The sequence below is a fragment of the Streptomyces sp. MMCC 100 genome, from assembly GCF_041538145.2.
GTDB lineage: Bacteria > Actinomycetota > Actinomycetes > Streptomycetales > Streptomycetaceae > Streptomyces.
Map to the genome: position 1 here is coordinate 2,009,891 of NZ_JBGORK020000001.1, position 17,961 is coordinate 2,027,851.

The following is a 17,961-nucleotide window of genomic DNA, read 5'->3' on the forward strand; positions in this document are numbered from 1 at the left end:
GGACGTAACATTCTGCTTGCCGGGGAGCAGAACCAGCAGGTGGCGTGGTTCCGTCTGGACGCTGACTGGGACAAACGTCCTTCCTGAGGACTGCGACGGATCCGTGCGCGCGCCGCCTGGCAGCCAGCCTGGGGGTCTTCCTTGAGGTAGGCAGGCCCCTGGCCGATAGTCACAGGACGTCCTCGATCCGATCGAGGACGGCTGAGGGCAGGGCGACGGGCACTAGGTGGTGCAGGCCGTGGCACCACACCGGTTCCAGGCCGGGCTCAAACGCGTCGTGATTCAGGTGCCCGCTGGCGTAGGCGGCGGTCCGCAGCGTGTGCTGCTGCAGCTGATCGAGGTGAATCCAACGAGGGACACGGGGTTGCACACCCACGGCATCGACGCTGTTGGCGTGGATGTGGTCGGTGAACCGTTCGGCCGGGGCAGTGGTCCAGTCCAGGCCGACGGCGGTTAGGGCGCGGCGGCCGACCTGCTGCATCACGGAGGCGTCGTCGAGGGAGACCCCCGGGCTGGGGCTGGGACCAGGTCGAGAATCGCGCGGGCGGTCGCTCCGGCGCCACCGCACAGGTCGACCACCAGCTCGGCGTCGGCCAGATGATCTCAGCGGGCGAGGTTGCGGCTGTACCGCATTGACTGCTTGCGCGGCCGGGGCGGGGCACCATCCTGGCGGTGGAAGGACCTGCGTAGCAGTAGACCAGGCTCAATCCTGATCTCCAGTCGAGTTAAACCCCACCACTTCTGTTCCTGGCTCGGGTTGCAGGGCTACTCCCGAGTTCGAAAAGGCAGCCGAAGACCGTTGGGGGCGTTCATCGCGAGCGCAACATAGCCGACGATCGCCGGTTGGGCAAACCGGCAACCTTGCGGAGTATTGATCACGCCTGGAGGCCAGTCAGACCCCGGATCCCAGGTATGGCTTTCGAAGCAGCATGGCGCGGCTACAGGCCATAGGTTTTCGGAGGAGGTATGCGGTGGCTGTGACTGTTCATTTTATGGATATCAAGGAAACTGCCGAGTATTTGAACGTGTCCATATCCTGGCTGTACAAAAATTCTGCCCGCTCGGGATTGGTGATGTACAAGTTCGGCGCAGGAGCGAATGCCAAGATCCGATTCAAAGTTTCAGAGGTTGAATCCTGGGTGAGGCAGCAACGAGTAGTGGGTTATTGAAGCGAACTCCGATTCTCGGCTATGGCGAGACCGCCGCTGATGCCGTGGCTTGAAATACGGCAGGACCCTGTGAGAGTGCTAGCTGTGCAGGATGTGATGATGTGACAGGTTCGTTGGTTCGTGGGATGGGTTCGTTTTTCAAGGAGTGTGAGCATCCGCGGTCGCGGTGGTCGAAGTGCCCGCACGCGTACAAGGTGCGGTATCGGTCGGCGGCCGGGAAGCAGGTGAAGGAGTCCGGGTNTTGAGGGGTTAAGGCTCCCAGTAGACGACTGGGTTGATAGGCCGGATCTGGAAGCACCGTGAGGTGTGGAGGTGACCGGTACTAATAGGCCGAGGGCTTGTCCTCAGTTGCTCGCGTCCACTGTGTTAGTTCTGAGGCAACGACCGTTGCCGGCTTTGAGTAGAACGCACAATTAAAGAGTGTGCTTGTTCGCTCGAAACCATTAGGGTTTCGGTGGTCATAGCGTAGGGGAAACGCCCGGTTACATTTCGAACCCGGAAGCTAAGCCTTACAGCGCCGATGGTACTGCAGGGGGGACCCTGTGGGAGAGTAGGACGCCGCCGAACAATCTTTGGAAAGGACCCCTGGTCCCCAGCGTTCAGCTGGGGACCAGGGGTCCTTTCGTTTTTCCAGGGCGCACCGGGTACCCGACTGCGCGAGAATGACTTGCAGTACCTAAGACAGGAGTCACCCATGTCCACCAACTCTCCCGACGACCGACCGGAGCGCGATCAGCGGCGACGGGACAGTGGTGACCGCGGTGACCGTAGCGGTCAGCGCGGGGACCGTGGTGGGTTCCGCCGCGACGACCGCCGGGGCGATGACCGTGGCGGACAGCGCGGTGGCTTCCGCCGGGACGACCGTGACCGTGGACCGCGTCGGGACGATCGCGATCGCGGTGGCGACCGGGGTTTCCGTCGGGATGACCGGGGCGGTGACCGTCCGTCCTTCCGGCGTGACGACCGCGGCGACCGAGGTGAGCGTCCGTCCTTCCGCCGTGACGACCGCGGAGACCGCGGTGATCGGGGTGACCGTCCCTCGTACCGGCGTGACGACCGTCGGGATGAGCGGGGCGGCGACCGTCCTCCCTTCCGGCGTGACGACCGGCGCGATGACCGTCGTGACGACCGGCGTGACGACCGGGGTGGGCAGCGTGGTGGCTTCCGTCGGGATGACCGCCGTGACGGTCGTCCCGAGGACAACCGCGGCGGCGGGTACGGGCGTCGGGACGATCGCGATCGCGGTGGCGACCGGGGTTTCCGTCGGGATGACCGGGGCGGTGACCGTCCGCCCTTCCGGCGTGAAGACCGGCGCGACGACCGTGGCGACCGCGGTGGTTTCCGTCGGGACGACAACCGTGGTGACCGTCCTTCGTACCGTCGGGATGACCGGGGTGGCGACCGTCCTCCCTTCCGTCGGGATGACCGGCGTGATGACCGGGGTGGCGACCGTCCTCCCTTCCGTCGGGATGACCGGCGTGATGACCGGGGTGGCGACCGTCCTCCCTTCCGTCGGGATGACCGGCGTGATGACCGGGGCGACCGCGGTGGTTTCCGTCGGGACGACAACCGTGGTGACCGTGGCGGATTCGGTCGGCGTGACGACCGTCGTGACGACAGCCGGGGTGGTGACCGCGGTGGGTTCCGCGGGCGGGACGACCGCGGTGGCCGTGGGCCCCGTCGTGACGACCGCGGAGGACGGCCCGGCGGTTATCGGGGACGGGACGACCGGCACGGCGGCGGTGGCCGCTTCCGTGAGGAGCGGGACCGCGACCGGGACCGCGAGCCCATCAAGCGCCTGCCGATCCCCGAGGAGGTCACGGGCGACGAGATCGACAAGGACGTGCGGCAGGAACTGCAGAGCCTGCCCAAGACGCTCGCGGAGGACGTCGCCAGGAACCTGGTGATGGTCGCGCGGCTGCTCGACGAGGACCCGGAGGCCGCGTACGGGTACTCCAGGGTGGCCCTGCGTCTGGCGTCCCGCGTCGCCGCCGTACGCGAGGCGGCCGGGTTCGCCGCGTACGCCAACCAGAAGTACAGCGAGGCGCTGGCGGAGTTCCGGGCCGCGCGGCGGATGACCGGGTCCGTGGAGCTGTGGCCGGTCATGGCCGACTGCGAGCGTGGGCTCGGCCGGCCGGAGAAGGCGCTGGACATGGCCGGCGCGCCCGAGGTGCACAAGCTGGACAAGGCCGGTCAGGTCGAGATGCGTCTCGTGGCAGCCGGTGCCCGGCGTGACATGGGGCAGCTGGACGCGGCCATCGTGACGCTGCAGAGCCCCGAGCTGGCCTCCAACTCCGTGCAGCCCTGGACCGCTCGGCTGCGGTACGCCTACGCCGACGCGCTGCTGGCCGCAGGCCGGGAGCGGGAGGCGCGGGAATGGTTCGCGAAGGCCGTGGAGTCCGACCGGGACGGCAGCACGGACGCCTCCGACCGGCTCGCCGAACTGGACGGCGTGGAGTTCATGGACGCCCTGGCCGAGGACGAGGGCGAGACCGAGCCCGGTAGTGACGTGGAGAGCCCTTCCGCCGAGGACGGCGACAAGGACTGACGTGCCGTACCGCGAGGGGGCGGGCCCGTGAACCGGGTCCGTCCCCTCGTCCCGTCGTGGGCCGGGTCAGGCGTCGAGTGCGCGGAGCACCAGGCCGGAGGCCGGCTTCGGGCCGAAGGACGTCGACTTGCGGGGCATCGTGACGCCCTGTCGGGCCAGTTCGCGGACGACTTCCTCGCGGACCGGGTGCATCAGCACCGCCGTACCGCCGTCGCGTTCGGCCTTGTCCACGGTGGCTGCCGTGTCGTGGATGTAGGAGATGTGGGCCGCCGAGTTGTCGGGGACGTGCCAGACCTGGGCGAGGAGTGTGGCGTGCAGGACGGTGGCGTCCAGGGTGCGCCAGGCCTCGGGGCGGTCGGTGGGAACCGTGCGGGCCAGCAGGCCGGGGTCCGGCAGATCGACGAGGTGGAAGGCGCCGTCACCGGCGAGGAGGAAGGCGTTGCCCGCGTCGGCCGCCTTGGCCAGGGTTTCCAGGGACTCGTCCAGCGGCGTGTCCAGGCGGCGGACGCGGAAGTGCCCGTCCAGGGCGGCCACGGCGTCGTGCACCGGGATGCCGTGCAGCAGGCGGTGGATGGCGCGGACGCGGAGCGGGTAGCGGGCCGTGTCGACCAGGAGGACCAGGCCGTGGTCCCACGGGCTGGGCGAAGGGTGTTCCGCGCGGAGGGTGCGGTAGGTGGCCCAGCGGTGGTGGCCGTCGGCGATGAGAGCCTGGTGCCGGGACAGCTCGGTCCGGACGCGGGCCACGGTGTCCGGGTCGGTGACCGACCACAGGCGGTGGCAGTAACCGTCCTCCGTGGTCGTGGAGAGGAGCGGCGGTTGCTCGGCCGTGCGTTCCACGAGGGCGGTGGTGGCCGGCGTCTCGTCGTCGCCGCGGTAGGTCAGGAGCAGGGGTTCGAGGTTCGCCCGGGTGGCCCGCATGAGCGCCGCACGGTCGGCGACGACGTGGGGCATGACGTCCTCATGCGGCAGGACCACCTGCTCTGCGGGGTCCGACACGCGCAGGGCGCCGATGATGCCGCGCTGCAGCATGCCTTCGCCGTCGCGCTGTTCGTAGACGTACAGGCCCGGTTCGGGGTCGGTGGTCAGGACGCCCTCCGCCGTCCAGCGCCGCAGGGTGCGGGCGGCCTGCTCGTTGCGCGCCTCGGGCGTGGCGGCCTGGGGGAGGATCAGCCGGACGATGTTGTACGGGTCGGCTGACTCGAGGTGGAGCAGGCCGTCGGGGCGGACCACGACGTCGTAGGGAGGGGAGGTCACGGCGGCCAGGCTGCCGACCCGGTCGGGGTCGTAGCGGAGGCCTCGGAACGGGGTGAGTTCCAGGCCCCGGCGCGCCGTTGCTTCCGGGTGACCTGCAGAGTTCATCCCGGCATCGTACGTGTGTCAGTGGCATGGGGGATGATCGGGGGAAAGGCGAGAACGAGGAGCGATGTGCAATGAGCCGGAGCGTCAGGACGAGGCCCGAGGGCAGTGGGCGGGGTCTCAGTGAGGCCTACGACACGGCGCTGCTCGACCTGGACGGCGTGGTGTACGCCGGGGGGAACGCGATCGCGCACGCCGTCGACTCCCTCGCCACGGCCCGCGACGGTGGCATGCGCCTGGCGTACGTCACCAACAACGCGCTCCGCACTCCGGACACGGTGGCCGAGCACCTGACGGAGCTGGGGATAGCGACGGATGCCGGTGACGTCATCACCTCGGCGCAGGCGGTGGCCCGGCTGATCGCCGAGCAGGTGCCCTCGGGGGCGCGGGTGCTGGTGATCGGCGGCGAGGGGCTGCGCGTGGCGCTGCGCGAGCGCGGTCTCGAGCCCGTGGAGTCGGCCGAGGACGATCCGGCGGCCGTCGTGCAGGGATTCGGCGGCCCGGAGCTGCCGTGGGGCCGGTTCGCCGAAGCCTGCTACGCCATCGCGCGCGGCGTCCCCTGGTACGCCTCCAACACCGACCTGACCATCCCGGGCGCCCGGGGGATCGCCCCGGGCAACGGCGCGGCGGTGGAGGTCGTGCGGATCGCGACCGGCGCCGAGCCGCAGGTCGCGGGGAAGCCGTTGCCGCCCATGCACCGGGAGACGATCCTGCGGACCGGCGCCCAGCGCCCGTTGGTCGTGGGCGACCGGCTGGACACGGACATCGAGGGCGCGTTCAACGGGGAGGTCGACTCGCTGCTCGTCCTGACCGGCGTGACCGACGGAGCGCAGTTGCTGGCGGCGCCGGCGCAGCACCGGCCGACGTACGTCGACGCCGATCTGCGCGGGCTGCTCACCGGGCAGCCGGAGGTCACCGGCGAGGCGGAGGAAGGCTTCCGCTGCGGTGGCTGGACGGCGACGGCCGGTGCGGAGCGGCTGGAGCTGGCGGGTGACGGCACGGCGCTGGACGGGCTGCGGGCGCTGTGCGCGGCGGCCTGGACGGCGGGCGGGGAGCAGGGGTGCGGGCTGGACTCGGGGAAGGCGCTGGCGCGGTTGGGGTTGTGAAGCGGAGTCGGTCGGGGTTGTGAAGCGGAGTACGGGGAAGGCGTCCGTACCGGAGGGCACCCGTCCGCGGGCCCGGCCGAGGTGGCCCGGAGAAGCCTCGGGATCATGATCGATTAGCAGGGTAGGCTAACCTAACTGCGTGTTGGTCGACAGTCCCCCCGAACAGCGCGCGGAGACCGCTCCCGCGCCGCCCTCCAAGCGCCGCGTCCTGCGTGCCGCGGGGCTGCCCGTCTCCGTCGCGGTCCTGGCGTTCATCGTGTTGGCGAGCATCGCGATCGGAGCCAAGGACCTGTCTCTGGCGGAGGTCTGGCACGGTCTCTTCCACGACTCGGGCACGTACGGCGACGTCGTCGTCGGCGAGCGGCTGTCGCGGACCGTGCTCGGGCTGCTGGCCGGCGCCGCCCTCGGTCTCGCGGGAGCCGTGCTGCAGGCGCTGACCCGCAATCCGCTGGCCGATCCCGGGCTGCTCGGCATCAACGCGGGCGCCTCGGCGGCCGTCGTCACGGGCATCACCTTCTTCGGCGTCACCTCCTTGACCGGGTACGTCTGGTTCGCCTTCGCCGGTGCGGCGGGGGTCGGCGCGCTGGTCTGGTTCCTGGGCGGCAGCCGGGGGGCCACGCCGGTGCGGCTGGTGCTGGCCGGCACCGCGATCAGCGCCGCGCTCTTCGGCTACCTCCAGGCCGTGATGATCATGGACGACGCGGCGCTGGGCCGGATGCGCTTCTGGACGGTCGGTTCGCTCGCCTCGGCGACGACCGGGACCATCAGGGAAGTGCTGCCCTTCTTCGTGGCGGGCACGGTCCTCGCGCTCGCACTCGCCCGGCCGCTGAACGCCATGGAGATGGGCGACGACACCGCCAAGGCCCTCGGCGCCAACCTGAACCGCACCCGGGCGCTGTCCATGCTCGCCGCGACCGTGCTGTGCGGTGCCGCGACCGCGGCCTGCGGGCCGATCGTGTTCGTCGGGCTGATGATCCCGCACATCGTCCGCTCCTTCACGGGACCCGACATGCGCTGGATCCTGCCGTACGCGGCGATCCTGTCCCCGGTGCTGCTGCTCGGTGCGGACGTCCTCGGCCGGATCGTCGCACGGCCCGCGGAACTCCAGGTCGGCATCGTCACCGCCGTCCTCGGCGGGCCGGTCTTCATATTTCTCGTACGACGGCGGAGGACGGCCCAGCTGTGAAGAAGGGGAAGACCGCGAAGACCGGCGAGACCGGGAAAGCCCTTGTGACCGGGAAGACCTCGAAGACCAACCGAGCCGTGCGCAGCCCGGGCGGGCTGTCGTTGCGCCTCGACGTGCGGGCCGTGGTCGTCGTCGCCCTGCTGCTGGTCCTCGCGCTCGCCGCGAGCGTGCTGCTGATCGGCACCGGCGACTTCGACATACCGGCCGCCGATGTGCTGAGGACCCTGGTCGGCCAGGGCAACGCCGGGCAGGAGTTCATCGTCAACGAACTGCGGCTGCCACGGGTCCTGGTCGGACTGCTGGTCGGCGGCGCGCTCGGCGTCGGCGGCGCGCTCTTCCAGGCCATCTCCCGCAACCCGCTCGGCAGTCCGGACGTACTCGGCCTCGGGCAGGGCGCGACGGCCGGTGCGCTCGTCATGATCGTCCTGTTCTCCGGCAGCTCGGCCCAGGTCACCGTCGGCGCACTCGTGGGCGGCCTGGTGACCGGTCTCGCCATCTATCTGCTCGCCTGGAAGCGGGGCGTGCACGGATACCGGCTGGTCCTGGTCGGTATCGGCGTGTCCGCGATCGTCACGGCGGTCAACGGCTACCTGCTCACCCGGGCCGACATCGTCGACGCCTCCCGCGCCGTCGTCTGGATGACCGGCTCCCTCAACGGCCGTGACTGGGACCAGGTCTGGCCCCTGCTAGCGCTGTGCGCCGTGCTCGTGCCGCTCGTGCTCACCAACGGACGGGCGCTGCGGATGATGGAGATGGGCGACGACATCTCGTACGCCCTCGGAGTGCGCGTCGAGCGGGTGCGGGCGCAGCTGATGGTGGCCGCCGTACTGCTCACCGCCGCGGCCACCGCCGCCGCGGGACCGGTCAGCTTCGTGGCGCTCACCGCGCCGCAGCTCGCCCGGCGCCTGACCCGTTCGCCCGGCCCCAATCTGCTGCCGTCCCTGTGCATGGGCGCCGCCCTGCTGGTCAGCGCGGACTGGATCTCGCAGCGGGTCTTCGGCGCCGACCAGCTGCCCGTGGGCGTCGTCACCGGCGTACTCGGCGGCGTCTACCTGCTGTGGCTGCTGGTCACCGAGCGCAAGGCGGGCCGGATATGAGCGCCGGTGCCGACGATCGCAGCGGGTCCAAGAACCGAAGGAGCAACGTGAACCGCCTGACCGCCGAGAACGTCACCCTCGCCTACGACCAGCGGGTCATCGCGGAAAAGCTGTCGGTGGCGATACCCGACAACTCCTTCACCGTGATCGTCGGCCCGAACGCGTGCGGCAAGTCCACCCTGCTGCGCGCCCTGTCGCGGATGCTCAAGCCGAGCGAGGGCCGGGTGCTGCTCGACGGGTCGGTCATCCAGTCGATGCCCGCCAAGAAGGTGGCGCGGACCCTCGGCCTGCTGCCGCAGTCGTCCATCGCGCCCGACGGCATCACCGTCGGCGACCTCGTCGGCCGCGGCCGCTACCCGCACCAGGGCATCCTGCGCCAGTGGTCGACCGAGGACGAGCGGGTCGTCCAGGAGGCGATGGCCCAGACCGGCATCACCGAGCTGGCCGACCGCTACGTCGACGAGCTCTCCGGCGGACAGCGCCAGCGCGTGTGGATCGCCATGGCGCTCGCCCAGCAGACCCCCCTGCTGCTGCTCGACGAGCCGACGACGTACCTGGACATCCAGCACCAGATCGACGTCCTCGACCTGTGCGCGGAACTCCACGAGGAGCAGGGCCGCACCCTCGTGGCCGTCCTGCACGACCTCAACCACGCCGCCCGCTACGCCACCCACCTCATCGCCCTGCGCGACGGGGAGATCATCGCCGAGGGCGCGCCGAACGACATCGTCACCGCCGACCTGGTCGAGCGGGTCTTCGGGCTGCGCTGCCAGGTCATCGACGACCCGGAGACGGGTACGCCGCTGGTGGTGCCGGCCGCGCGCAAGGGGCGTACCAAGCCGGAGAAGGCGGCCGCTACAGGAGCTTCCTGAGCCGGAACAGATCGCGCAGGCCCGCTTCCAGCTTCACCCGGCCCGAGCCCCAGGCCTTGGCGAAGTTCAGGTCACCCGCCACCAGCGCCACCAGGTCGTCGCCGGTCATCGCCAGCCTGATCTCGGCCTTCTCGCGCGGCGGACCGTCGACGGTCTCGCGCACGTCGATGCGGCCGTCCGCCATGCGTCCGGCGAAGGTGACGTCCAGGTCGGTGATGTGGCAGCTCACCGAGCGGTCCAGCTCCGTGGCCGCCCGCACGTCCCCTTCGGCGCCGCGCATGCTGTCCGAAAGCTTCTCGAGTGCGGCACGGCACTCCTCAGTCGTCGCCATCGGGACCGACCGTACCCCAGCGCCACGCGGTAGCGTCGGGGCATGAGCGACGCAGTACCTGAGCCGGAGCCGCAGCCGGAGTCCGAAGAGGCGGAGCCCGGGGGGCACCCGGATCCCGGGTACGAGCCGGCCGCCCCCGCCCCGCTGGACGTCCCGCGCACCCCCACCGGGAACGCCGAGGTCGACGCCCGGCTGGCGCGGCTGGCCGACGCCGACCACCTCGCCACCGACGGACACGTAGAGGTGTACGAGGATGTACACCGGGGGCTGCGTGACGCGCTCACCGCGCTCGACGCCCGCCCGGGACCACCGGCGCCCCCGGGGCGTCCGGGACCCCCGTCGCCGCCATCACCGTACGACCGCAGGAGCTGAACCGAACGTGGCAGGAGTCGCACGCCGCCGTCTCGACGCGGAGCTGGTGCGCCGCAAGCTGGCGCGCTCGCGCGAGCACGCGAGCCAGCTGATCGCCGCCGGCCGGGTCACCGTCGGCAAGACCGTCGCGACCAAGCCCGCCACGCAGGTCGAGACCGCCGCGGCGATCGTGGTGACCGCCGACGACAACGACCCCGACTACGTCTCGCGCGGCGGCCACAAGCTGGCCGGCGCCCTGGCGGCCTTCGTCCCGCAGGGCCTCCTCGTCGAGGGTCGGCGGGCCCTGGACGCCGGTGCCTCCACCGGCGGCTTCACCGACGTACTGCTGCGGGCGGGCGCCGCGCACGTCGTCGCCGTGGACGTCGGATACGGACAACTCGCGTGGAGTCTCCAGCAGGATGAACGCGTCACCGTCAAGGACCGTACGAACGTACGCGAGTTGACACCGGAAGCGATCGATGGGGAGCCCGTGGACCTTGTCGTGGGGGATCTGTCCTTCATCCCGCTCGGACTGGTACTGCCCGCTCTGCGGCGGTGCACCCGGCCGGACGCCGACCTGGTGATGATGGTGAAGCCGCAGTTCGAGGTGGGCAAGGAGCGGCTCGGCAGCGGGGGAGTGGTACGCAGCGCGCAGCTGCGGGCCGAGGCGGTGCGGGGCGTCGCCCAGAAGGCCTGGGAGCTGGGGCTCGGAGTGAAGGGGGTCACCGCCAGTCCGCTGCCGGGCCCCTCCGGGAACGTCGAGTACTTTCTGTGGCTGCGGGCCGGAGCCGGTGCACTGGACCCGGCCGATGTTGACCGTGCAGTGGCGGAGGGGCCGCGTTGACACAGAACCGAGCGCGTACTGTTTTCCTGCTCGCCCACACCGGGCGCCCCGCTGCCGTGCGCAGCGCGGAGCTGGTGGTCAAGGGGCTGCTGCGGGCCGGGATCGGCGTACGGGTCCTGGAGGCCGAGGCGCGCGACCTGCCGCTGCCGGGTGAGGTGGACTTGGTCGGGGAGGCCACTCCGCAGTGCCTGGACGGGTGCGAGCTGCTGATCGTGCTGGGCGGCGACGGCACGCTGCTGCGCGGCGCCGAGTTCGCCCGTGCCTCCGGGGTGCCGATGCTCGGCGTCAACCTCGGCCGGGTCGGCTTCCTCGCGGAGGCCGAGCGGGACGACCTGGACAAGGTCGTCGACCGGGTGGTGAACCGGGCGTACGAGGTCGAGGAACGGATGACCGTCGACGTCGTCGTGCACCGCAACGGCGACATCGTGCACACCGACTGGGCGCTGAACGAGGCAGCCGTGCAGAAGGCGGGCGCCGAGAAGCTGCTGGAAGTCGTGCTGGAGATCGACGGGCGGCCGGTGACGGGGTTCGGCTGCGACGGCATCGTGCTGTCGACGCCGACCGGGTCGACGGCGTATGCCTTCTCGGCCGGGGGCCCCGTGGTGTGGCCCGAGGTGGAGGCGCTGCTGATGGTGCCGATCAGCGCCCACGCGCTGTTCGCGAAGCCGCTGGTGACCTCGCCGGACTCGGTGCTCGCGGTGGAGGTGCTGCCGCACGTCCCTCCGGGGGTCCTGTGGTGTGACGGGCGGCGGACGGTGGAGCTGCCCCCCGGGGCGCGGGTGGAGGTGCGGCGGGGGGCGGTGCCGGTGCGGCTGGCTCGGCTGCATCACGCGTCGTTCACGGATCGGCTGGTGGCGAAGTTCGCGTTGCCGGTGTCCGGGTGGCGCGGGGCTCCGCATTAGCGGTCTCGAAGGGGTGGTTCTGCGGGTCCCGGCCGCGGGCCGTCCGTGGCCGGTCGCGCCCCGCGGCGCAGCCGCTATCAGCACAGCCCCGCGCCCCTGGCGGCATGCGCCTCCACGGCGTGACAAGGGCGGGCTGTGTGCGCTTTCCGCCCTCGACCTCGTATGGTCGTGTCCGTGCTTGAGGAGATGCGGATACGGTCGCTCGGAGTCATCGATGACGCCGTGGTCGAGCTGTCGCCCGGATTCACCGCTGTCACCGGTGAGACGGGTGCGGGCAAGACGATGGTGGTCACCAGCCTCGGGCTGCTCCTGGGCGGACGCGCGGACGCGGCGCTGGTGCGGATCGGGGCGAAGAACGCGGTCGTCGAGGGGCGGATCGCCGTGCCCGACGACGCCGCGGCCGCCGTGCGGGCCGAAGAGGCCGGGGCGGAGCTGGACGACGGGGCGCTGCTGATCAGCCGCACCGTTTCCGCCGAGGGGCGCTCGCGTGCGCATCTGGGCGGGCGGTCGGTGCCGGTGGGGATGCTCGCCGAGCTGGCCGACGAGCTGGTGGCCGTGCACGGGCAGACCGACCAGCAGGGGCTGCTCAAGCTGACCCGGCAGCGTCAGGCCCTGGACCGGTACGCGGGTGACGCGGTCGCCGGGCCGCTCGCCAAGTACGCCGAGGCGTACCGGCGGCTGCGGGCCGTCGCCACGGAGCTGGACGAGATCACCACGCGCGCGCGGGAACGCGCCCAGGAGGCCGACCTGCTGCGCTACGGCCTCGACGAGGTCGCCGCGGTCGAGCCACGCGCAGGCGAGGACGTGGAGCTGGCGGAGGAGGCGGAGCGGCTCGGACACGCCGAGGCGCTCGCGTCGGCCGCCACGGCCGCCCACGCCGCCCTCGCGGGCAACCCCGAGGACCCCGAGGGCGTGGACGGCGCGACGCTCGTCGCGGGCGCGCAGCGGGCCCTGGACGCCGTACGGTCCCACGACCCGGCCCTGGCCGCGCTCGCCGAGCGGATCGGTGAGATCGGCATCCTGCTGCGCGACGTGGCCGGGGAACTCGCCGGGTACGCCGACGACCTCGACGCCGACCCGCTGCGGCTGGCCGCGGTCGAGGAGCGCCGGGCCGCGCTCACCGCGCTGACCCGGAAGTACGGCGAGGACATCGCCGCCGTGCTGAGCTGGGCCGAGCAGAGCGCCGCACGGCTGACCGAGCTGGACGGCGACGACGAGCGGATCGGCGAGCTGACCGCCGAGCGGGACGCGCTGCGGGCGGAACTGGGCGGGCTCGCCCAGGCACTGACCGACGCGCGCACCGAGGCCGCCGAACGGTTCGCCGCCGCCGTGACCGCCGAGCTGGCCTCGCTCGCCATGCCCCACGCACGCGTGTCGTTCGAGATCCGGCAGACCGAGGACCCGCAGGGCGTCGAGGTCGGCGGGCGGACGGTCGCGTACGGGCCGTCGGGCGCCGACGAGGTCGAGCTGCTGCTCGCCCCGCACCCCGGCGCGCCCCCGCGGCCGATCGCCAAGGGCGCGTCCGGCGGTGAGCTGTCGCGCGTGATGCTGGCCGTGGAGGTCGTCTTCGCGGGCACCGACCCGGTGCCGACGTACCTCTTCGACGAGGTCGACGCCGGGGTCGGCGGCAAGGCGGCGGTGGAGATCGGCCGGCGGCTCGCGCGGCTGGCGAAGAGCGCGCAGGTCGTGGTCGTCACGCATCTGCCGCAGGTGGCCGCGTTCGCCGACCGGCAGCTGCTGGTGGAGAAGACCAACGACGGCTCGGTGACGCGGTCCGGCGTGAAGGTCCTCGAGGGCGAGGAGCGCGTCCGGGAGCTCTCCAGGATGCTCGCCGGCCAGGAGGACTCGGAGACGGCCCGCGCCCACGCGGAGGAACTGCTGGAGACGGCCCGGGCCGACCAGTAGGGACCCCGGCGTCCGAGCGGGCGCACTTCGTCGGTCTCCTGGACGTACGTCCCGGGCGGGCCGGGGCGACGACCTGACGTTCACTCGTACGAGTGAGGCGGTTCCGTGTCGTTGTCCCGTCGGCCGTCCGGTCGTGGCGGTCGTCGTTCCCGGAACACCCGTGCGGCCTGGCATCCTTGACGGAGCAGCGCACCGGAAACCGCGCGGCGCGCCCCGTCCGCACCATCCTTCTGTACGTTCTTCGTGACCGTCCCCCGCCGAACCAGGAGCCACGGCCAGGTGACCCCCGTGAGCAGCCACTCACCGCACGGCCAGTCGCCGCTGCGCACCGTGCAGGTGCTGGGCGGCGGCAACGCCGGCAGCAGCACGCACGTGCGCTCACTGGCCGCGGGGCTCGTCGCACGGGGCGTGAAAGTGACGGTGTGCGCCCCCTCCGATGCCGAGTACACCTACGACTTCACGGGCGCCGGCGCCGACCACGTGCACGTGCCGCGCAGCAGCGACCCTGTCTCCGTGGCCGCGCTGCGGACGGTGTGCGCGGACGCCGACCTGGTGCACGCGCACGGACTGCACGCCTCCTTCCGGGCCGCGCTGGCCCTCGGCGGGCGGCGCGTGCGCACTCCGCTCGTCGTCACCTGGCACGACCGGGCGCACGCCGAGGGGGCCCGCGCCCACCTGCTGCGCGTGCTGGAGCGGCGGGTGATGAAGGCCGCCACCGTGGTGCTCGGCGCCACCTCGGAGCTGGTCGACGGGGCGCGGCGGACGGGCGCGCGGGACGCCCGGCTCGGCCCCGTCGCGCTCCCCGCCCGGCCGGGCCCGCCGGCCGCGCCCGAGGACCCCGACCGGCTGCGCCCCAAGCTCCGGGCCGAACTCGGCGCCGTCGACCGCCCGTTGCTCATCGCAGTCGGCTCCCTCGACCGGCACCGGGGATACGACGTCCTGCTCGACGCCGCCCGCGTGTGGCGCCGTCTCGACCCGGCGCCGATGGTCGTCGTCGCCGGGGAGGGGCCGCTGCGCGGGGAGTTGCAGGCGCGGATCGAGGGCGAGGGGCTGCCTGTGGTGCTCGTCGGCAGCCGCGACGACGTGCCCGAACTGCTGGCGGCGGCCGACCTCGTGCTGCTGCCGAGCCGCCGGGAGCCGGGGCGTTCCGTTCTCGCCCAGGAGGCCCTCCACGCGCGCGTGCCGCTCGTCGCGAGTGACGTCGGCGGCGTCCCCGAACTGGTCGGTGACGCCGCCGAACTCGTGTCGCCCGGCGACGCGCAAGCGCTCGCCGACGCCGTGGTCCGCCTGCTCGACGACCCCGCACGGCGGGACGAGCTGCGGGAGCGGGGCGTACGGCAGGCGGCCACCTGGCCGACCGAGGACGAGACCGTCGCCCAGGTCCTGAGCATCTACGACGAGTTGACGCAGCCCACGCCGTTGCTCTAGGCACCCGCCCAGGACCCGGCTGCTACGGAACGTGCCGACGGGCGCGCAGGGCCAGGCTCAACGCCAGTACGGTCTGCGGGTCGTCGAGGTCCGTGCCCAGCAACTCCCCGATCCGGGCCAGCCGGTTGTAGAGCGTCTGCCGGTTGAGGTGGAGCTCGCGTGCCGTCTCCGCCTTGCGGCCCGCGTGCGCCAAGTACGTCTGGAGGGTGGGCAGCAGAGGCGGTTTCGAGCGGTCGTCGTGGTCACGCAGCGGGCCGATCGCCCGGTCCACGAACGCCGCGAGGTCCGGATGGTCGCGCAGCCGCCACAGCAGCAGGTCGATGTCCAGGCGCCGGGCGTCGTACCAGGGCCGGTCGGTGAGGCCCTGCGCCGCGGTCGCCGTCTCCGCCGCGTGCCGGAGGCCCGCCGACGCCGCCGCCCAGCCGCCGGACACCCCGGCGACCACGACGGGCGGCTGCGCGCCGGGGCGCTGCATCCCGGCCCGTTCCACGCCCGCCCGCAGCGCCGCCGCGACCCGGTCCGCGACCGCCGCCCGCTCCGACTCCGAGCGCAGCCCCAGCAGCAGCGGGACCCGGCCCTCCACCGGCCGTACGCCCAGCAGCACCGGCACCCCCACCGACGCCAGCTCCTCGGCGACCGCGCGCGCCAGCACCGCCCAGCCGCCGCCCGCGGGGGACAGGGCGTCGCCGAGTCGCATCACCACCGGGAGCAGCGGGCCGGTGCCCGGTTTGAAGCCCAGGACGCGGGCCTGCGCCGGGGCGTCCTCCGCGGTGATCCGGCCCTCGGCGAGGTCGGTGAGGAAGTCGCCCCGCCCGCGCGCCGCCAGCTCCTCCTCCTGGCGCGCCTGCATCAGCACCACGGCGAGGATGCCGGCCGCCCGCTCCGCCGCCATCCGGTGCACCGGCGCCAGCGGGGACCGCACCGGCAGCAGGGCCAGCCGGGCCCGGACCGACCCGGTGCCGGGCCCGCCGCCGGGCACGTCCACGAGGACCGAGCCCGCCGGGGGCGGCGCGTCCTTGTGCGGGCCGCGCAGCCCCTCCCAGACCTGGAGGGGGTCGGCGCCCTCTGGCCCGGAACCGGCGGCGTACAGCAGGCGGCCGTCCGCGGTCTCCAGGAAGACCGGATTGCCGGCGAAGTCGGCCAGGATGCCGAGCACCTGGGGCACTCCGCCACCGCCCAGCAGGGCCTCGGTGCAGCGGCGGTGCACCTCCTCGGCCCGCTGGAGCAGCGCGTAGTGGCCGTTGACGATCTCGGTGTGGATCTCCTCGGTGACCGTCACGAACGGCACCTCGCGGTGCAGCTGGACCAGCGGCAGCCCGGCCGCGCGGGCAGTGTCGACCAGCGCCGCCGGCAGTCGGGCGAAGCGCGGGCCCAGTTCCACGACGAGGGCCGCGATGCCGCGCTCGGCCAGCGTGCGGACGAACGCGCGCTGCTCGGCGGGACGGGTGCCCAGGCCGTACCCCGTGGTCAGCAGCAGTTCGCCGCCCTTGAGGAGCGAGGCGATGTTGGGCACCTCACCGGCGTGCACCCAGCGCACCGTGCGCTGCATGCGGTCGGCGCCCGCGAGGATCTCCGGCAGACCGCTGCGCAGCCCGGGCAGCTCCAGTGCCCGCCGCACCGTGATCCCGGCGCCCTGGGTGTCGAATCCGCTGTTCATGCCGCTGTCCATGAGCCGGACGCTACCCGGCGGGGCCGTGCGCGGGACATCCACCGGGTCGCCAGGGGTCGGCGGGCGACGGGTGGGTAGGGCACCGGACATGGACATCACCGTTGTGGCCGCCGCGCGCGAGGACGCGAGTCCCCTGGACGAGCCCTTGCGCGTGGCGCGGCAGGCCGACCGGCTCGGCTACCCCGAGGTGTGGCTGGGGGAGGGACCGACCTGGGACGCGTTCGTGCTGGCCGCCGCCGTCGGGGCGGGCACGCGGCGCATCGCGCTCACCGCCGGACCGGTCGCCGTGTCGGTGCGCGACCCGCACGGCATCGCGCGGGGCGCCGCCTCCGTGGCCGCGGTCAGCGGACGCCCGGTCGGCGTCGCGCTCGGCACGTCCAGCAAGCGGGTGGTCGAGGGCGTGCACGGCCGGGCCAGGGAACGTCCGGCGGCCGTGCTGGAGGCGACCGCCGCGGCACTGCGGGAGCTGCTCCACGGAGCGCCGGGCGAGCCCGTCGTGCCCGGCAGCGTCTTTCCCCGCCGCCACCGCCCGCCGGGCGGCCCGCTCACCGTGGCGGCTTTCGGCGACCGCGCGATCTCCGTCGCCGCCCGGTACGCCGACCGCATGCTCCTCGACGTGGTCTCGCCCGAGCAGGTCCGCGCCTTGCGCGCCAAGCTGCTCGCGGCTTCCGGCGAGGCCGGACGGACCCCGCCGACGCTGTCCGCGTGGGTGCCCGCCGCCGTGGACCCCGACCCCGCCTCGCTCACCCAGGTCATGCGCAGCGTCGTGGGCTATCTCACGGTGCCGGGCTACCGCGAGATCACCCAGGTCATGCGCAGCGTCGTGGGCTATCTCACGGTGCCGGGCTACCGCGAGATGTTCGAGGCGGCCGGTTTCGGCGAGGCGGTCGCGCTGGCGCGTGACGGGGCCGACGCGGGCGCCCTGCTGCGGGCGCTGCCGGAAGAGGCGGCGGCCACCGTGGGCCTGGTCGGCGACCCGGCCACCGTACGGGCCCGCATGGACGCCTATGCGGAGGCCGGCCTGGACGAGATCGCGCTCGTACCGGCGACGGCCGGCGACCCGGGCGGAGAACGGACCCTGACGGCACTGGCGGTCTGAACGGACGCGACCACCGGGCGACCGACAGCGGTCCGGCCACTGGGAGCGGCCCGGGTTCGGCCGTGAGCGACGGCCGGCGGCGCTGGACCGCCGGGAGG

General features: G+C 72.7%; 17 protein-coding genes and 1 rRNA gene. 13 read left to right on the forward strand and 5 right to left on the reverse strand.

Annotated features, from left to right (window positions below; translation table 11 throughout):
* Nucleotides 1–169: 169 nt before the first annotated feature.
* A complete protein-coding gene (locus tag ABS735_RS09240) occupies nt 170–484 on the reverse strand; it encodes a hypothetical protein (RefSeq protein ID WP_186009677.1) in 315 nt (104 codons plus the stop codon).
* A gap of 487 nt (nt 485–971) precedes the next feature.
* On the opposite strand from ABS735_RS09240, the gene ABS735_RS09245 reads away from it, so the two are divergent.
* Both ABS735_RS09245 and rrf read left to right on the forward strand, forming a co-directional pair.
* Complete coding sequence (locus tag ABS735_RS09245; protein ID WP_159025377.1) at nt 972–1,169, forward strand: helix-turn-helix domain-containing protein; 198 nt, start codon at nt 972–974, stop codon at nt 1,167–1,169.
* 450 nt (nt 1,170–1,619) lie between these two features.
* Nucleotides 1,620–1,736 (forward strand): 5S ribosomal RNA (gene rrf, locus ABS735_RS09250).
* 121 nt (nt 1,737–1,857) lie between these two features.
* Here the strand turns inward: rrf and ABS735_RS09255 are convergent.
* Entirely contained in the window at nt 1,858–2,904 is a 1,047-nt protein-coding gene (locus tag ABS735_RS09255; RefSeq protein ID WP_476755894.1) for a hypothetical protein, read from the reverse strand.
* 63 nt (nt 2,905–2,967) lie between these two features.
* Here ABS735_RS09255 and ABS735_RS09260 point away from each other — a divergent pair, with 63 nt between their 5' ends.
* Nucleotides 2,968–3,717 carry a tetratricopeptide repeat protein gene (locus tag ABS735_RS09260; RefSeq protein WP_373906584.1) on the forward strand — a complete coding sequence of 250 codons (750 nt, stop codon included), beginning with the start codon at nt 2,968–2,970 and terminating at the stop codon, nt 3,715–3,717.
* Nucleotides 3,718–3,783: 66 nt separating this feature from the next.
* Here ABS735_RS09260 and ABS735_RS09265 read toward each other — a convergent pair whose 3' ends face one another.
* On the reverse strand, nt 3,784–5,076 hold the full coding sequence (locus ABS735_RS09265; protein WP_373906566.1) for a DUF1015 domain-containing protein: 1,293 nt from the start codon (nt 5,074–5,076) through the stop codon (nt 3,784–3,786).
* A 71-nt stretch (nt 5,077–5,147) separates the two neighbouring features.
* Between ABS735_RS09265 and ABS735_RS09270 the strand changes: the two genes are divergently transcribed.
* The 4 genes from ABS735_RS09270 (at nt 5,148) to ABS735_RS09285 (ending at nt 9,334) form a co-directional block, all read left to right on the forward strand.
* Complete coding sequence (locus ABS735_RS09270; RefSeq protein ID WP_373906565.1) at nt 5,148–6,179, forward strand: HAD-IIA family hydrolase; 1,032 nt, start codon at nt 5,148–5,150, stop codon at nt 6,177–6,179.
* Between the two features lie 139 nt (nt 6,180–6,318).
* Nucleotides 6,319–7,365, forward strand: a complete 1,047-nt coding sequence (locus ABS735_RS09275) for a FecCD family ABC transporter permease (protein ID WP_373906564.1) — start codon at nt 6,319–6,321, stop codon at nt 7,363–7,365.
* A 44-nt stretch (nt 7,366–7,409) separates the two neighbouring features.
* A complete protein-coding gene (locus ABS735_RS09280) occupies nt 7,410–8,462 on the forward strand; it encodes a FecCD family ABC transporter permease (protein WP_373906583.1) in 1,053 nt (350 codons plus the stop codon).
* Nucleotides 8,459–9,334 (forward strand): ABC transporter ATP-binding protein, encoded by an 876-nt coding sequence (locus tag ABS735_RS09285; protein WP_373906563.1) that lies wholly within the window; start codon nt 8,459–8,461, stop codon nt 9,332–9,334. The genes ABS735_RS09280 and ABS735_RS09285 overlap by 4 nt, the downstream gene beginning before the upstream one ends.
* Here ABS735_RS09285 and ABS735_RS09290 read toward each other — a convergent pair.
* Nucleotides 9,318–9,665 carry a sterol-binding protein gene (locus tag ABS735_RS09290; RefSeq protein WP_373906562.1) on the reverse strand — a complete coding sequence of 116 codons (348 nt, stop codon included), beginning with the start codon at nt 9,663–9,665 and terminating at the stop codon, nt 9,318–9,320. The genes ABS735_RS09285 and ABS735_RS09290 overlap by 17 nt on opposite strands.
* 42 nt (nt 9,666–9,707) lie before the next feature.
* Here ABS735_RS09290 and ABS735_RS09295 point away from each other — a divergent pair, with 42 nt between their 5' ends.
* The 5 genes from ABS735_RS09295 (at nt 9,708) to ABS735_RS09315 (ending at nt 15,095) form a co-directional block, all read left to right on the forward strand.
* Nucleotides 9,708–10,037 carry a hypothetical protein gene (locus tag ABS735_RS09295; protein ID WP_373906561.1) on the forward strand — a complete coding sequence of 110 codons (330 nt, stop codon included), beginning with the start codon at nt 9,708–9,710 and terminating at the stop codon, nt 10,035–10,037.
* Nucleotides 10,038–10,044: 7 nt separating this feature from the next.
* Complete coding sequence (locus ABS735_RS09300; protein WP_373906560.1) at nt 10,045–10,860, forward strand: hemolysin; 816 nt, start codon at nt 10,045–10,047, stop codon at nt 10,858–10,860.
* Nucleotides 10,857–11,762 carry an NAD kinase gene (locus ABS735_RS09305; protein ID WP_061445519.1) on the forward strand — a complete coding sequence of 302 codons (906 nt, stop codon included), beginning with the start codon at nt 10,857–10,859 and terminating at the stop codon, nt 11,760–11,762. Before ABS735_RS09300 ends, ABS735_RS09305 begins: the two co-directional genes overlap by 4 nt.
* A gap of 162 nt (nt 11,763–11,924) precedes the next feature.
* The gene (gene recN, locus ABS735_RS09310) at nt 11,925–13,667 is read left to right on the forward strand and encodes a DNA repair protein RecN (protein ID WP_373906559.1); all 1,743 of its coding nucleotides are present in this window, start codon (nt 11,925–11,927) and stop codon (nt 13,665–13,667) included.
* A gap of 279 nt (nt 13,668–13,946) precedes the next feature.
* The gene (locus tag ABS735_RS09315; protein WP_373906558.1) at nt 13,947–15,095 is read left to right on the forward strand and encodes a glycosyltransferase family 4 protein; all 1,149 of its coding nucleotides are present in this window, start codon (nt 13,947–13,949) and stop codon (nt 15,093–15,095) included.
* Between the two features lie 22 nt (nt 15,096–15,117).
* Here the strand turns inward: ABS735_RS09315 and ABS735_RS09320 are convergent, their stop codons facing one another.
* On the reverse strand, nt 15,118–16,764 hold the full coding sequence (locus ABS735_RS09320) for a PucR family transcriptional regulator (protein ID WP_373906557.1): 1,647 nt from the start codon (nt 16,762–16,764) through the stop codon (nt 15,118–15,120).
* 88 nt (nt 16,765–16,852) lie between these two features.
* Between ABS735_RS09320 and ABS735_RS09325 the strand changes: the two genes are divergently transcribed.
* Nucleotides 16,853–17,863, forward strand: coding sequence for an LLM class F420-dependent oxidoreductase (locus tag ABS735_RS09325; RefSeq protein WP_373906556.1), 1,011 nt, complete (start codon nt 16,853–16,855; stop codon nt 17,861–17,863).
* Nucleotides 17,864–17,961 lie beyond the last annotated feature (98 nt).

Excerpts from the sequence above, each read along its gene's own strand:
- recN (WP_373906559.1), top strand. The coding sequence starts at position 11,925 with ATGGTCGTGTCCGTGCTTGAGGAGATGCGGATACGGTCGCTCGGAGTC.
- ABS735_RS09320 (WP_373906557.1), bottom strand. The coding sequence starts at position 16,764 with ATGGACAGCGGCATGAACAGCGGATTCGACACCCAGGGCGCCGGGATC.
- ABS735_RS09285 (WP_373906563.1), top strand. The coding sequence starts at position 8,459 with ATGAGCGCCGGTGCCGACGATCGCAGCGGGTCCAAGAACCGAAGGAGC.
- ABS735_RS09270 (WP_373906565.1), top strand. The coding sequence starts at position 5,148 with ATGAGCCGGAGCGTCAGGACGAGGCCCGAGGGCAGTGGGCGGGGTCTC.
- ABS735_RS09265 (WP_373906566.1), bottom strand. The coding sequence starts at position 5,076 with ATGAACTCTGCAGGTCACCCGGAAGCAACGGCGCGCCGGGGCCTGGAA.
- ABS735_RS09325 (WP_373906556.1), top strand. The coding sequence starts at position 16,853 with ATGGACATCACCGTTGTGGCCGCCGCGCGCGAGGACGCGAGTCCCCTG.
- ABS735_RS09295 (WP_373906561.1), top strand. The coding sequence starts at position 9,708 with ATGAGCGACGCAGTACCTGAGCCGGAGCCGCAGCCGGAGTCCGAAGAG.
- ABS735_RS09290 (WP_373906562.1), bottom strand. The coding sequence starts at position 9,665 with ATGGCGACGACTGAGGAGTGCCGTGCCGCACTCGAGAAGCTTTCGGAC.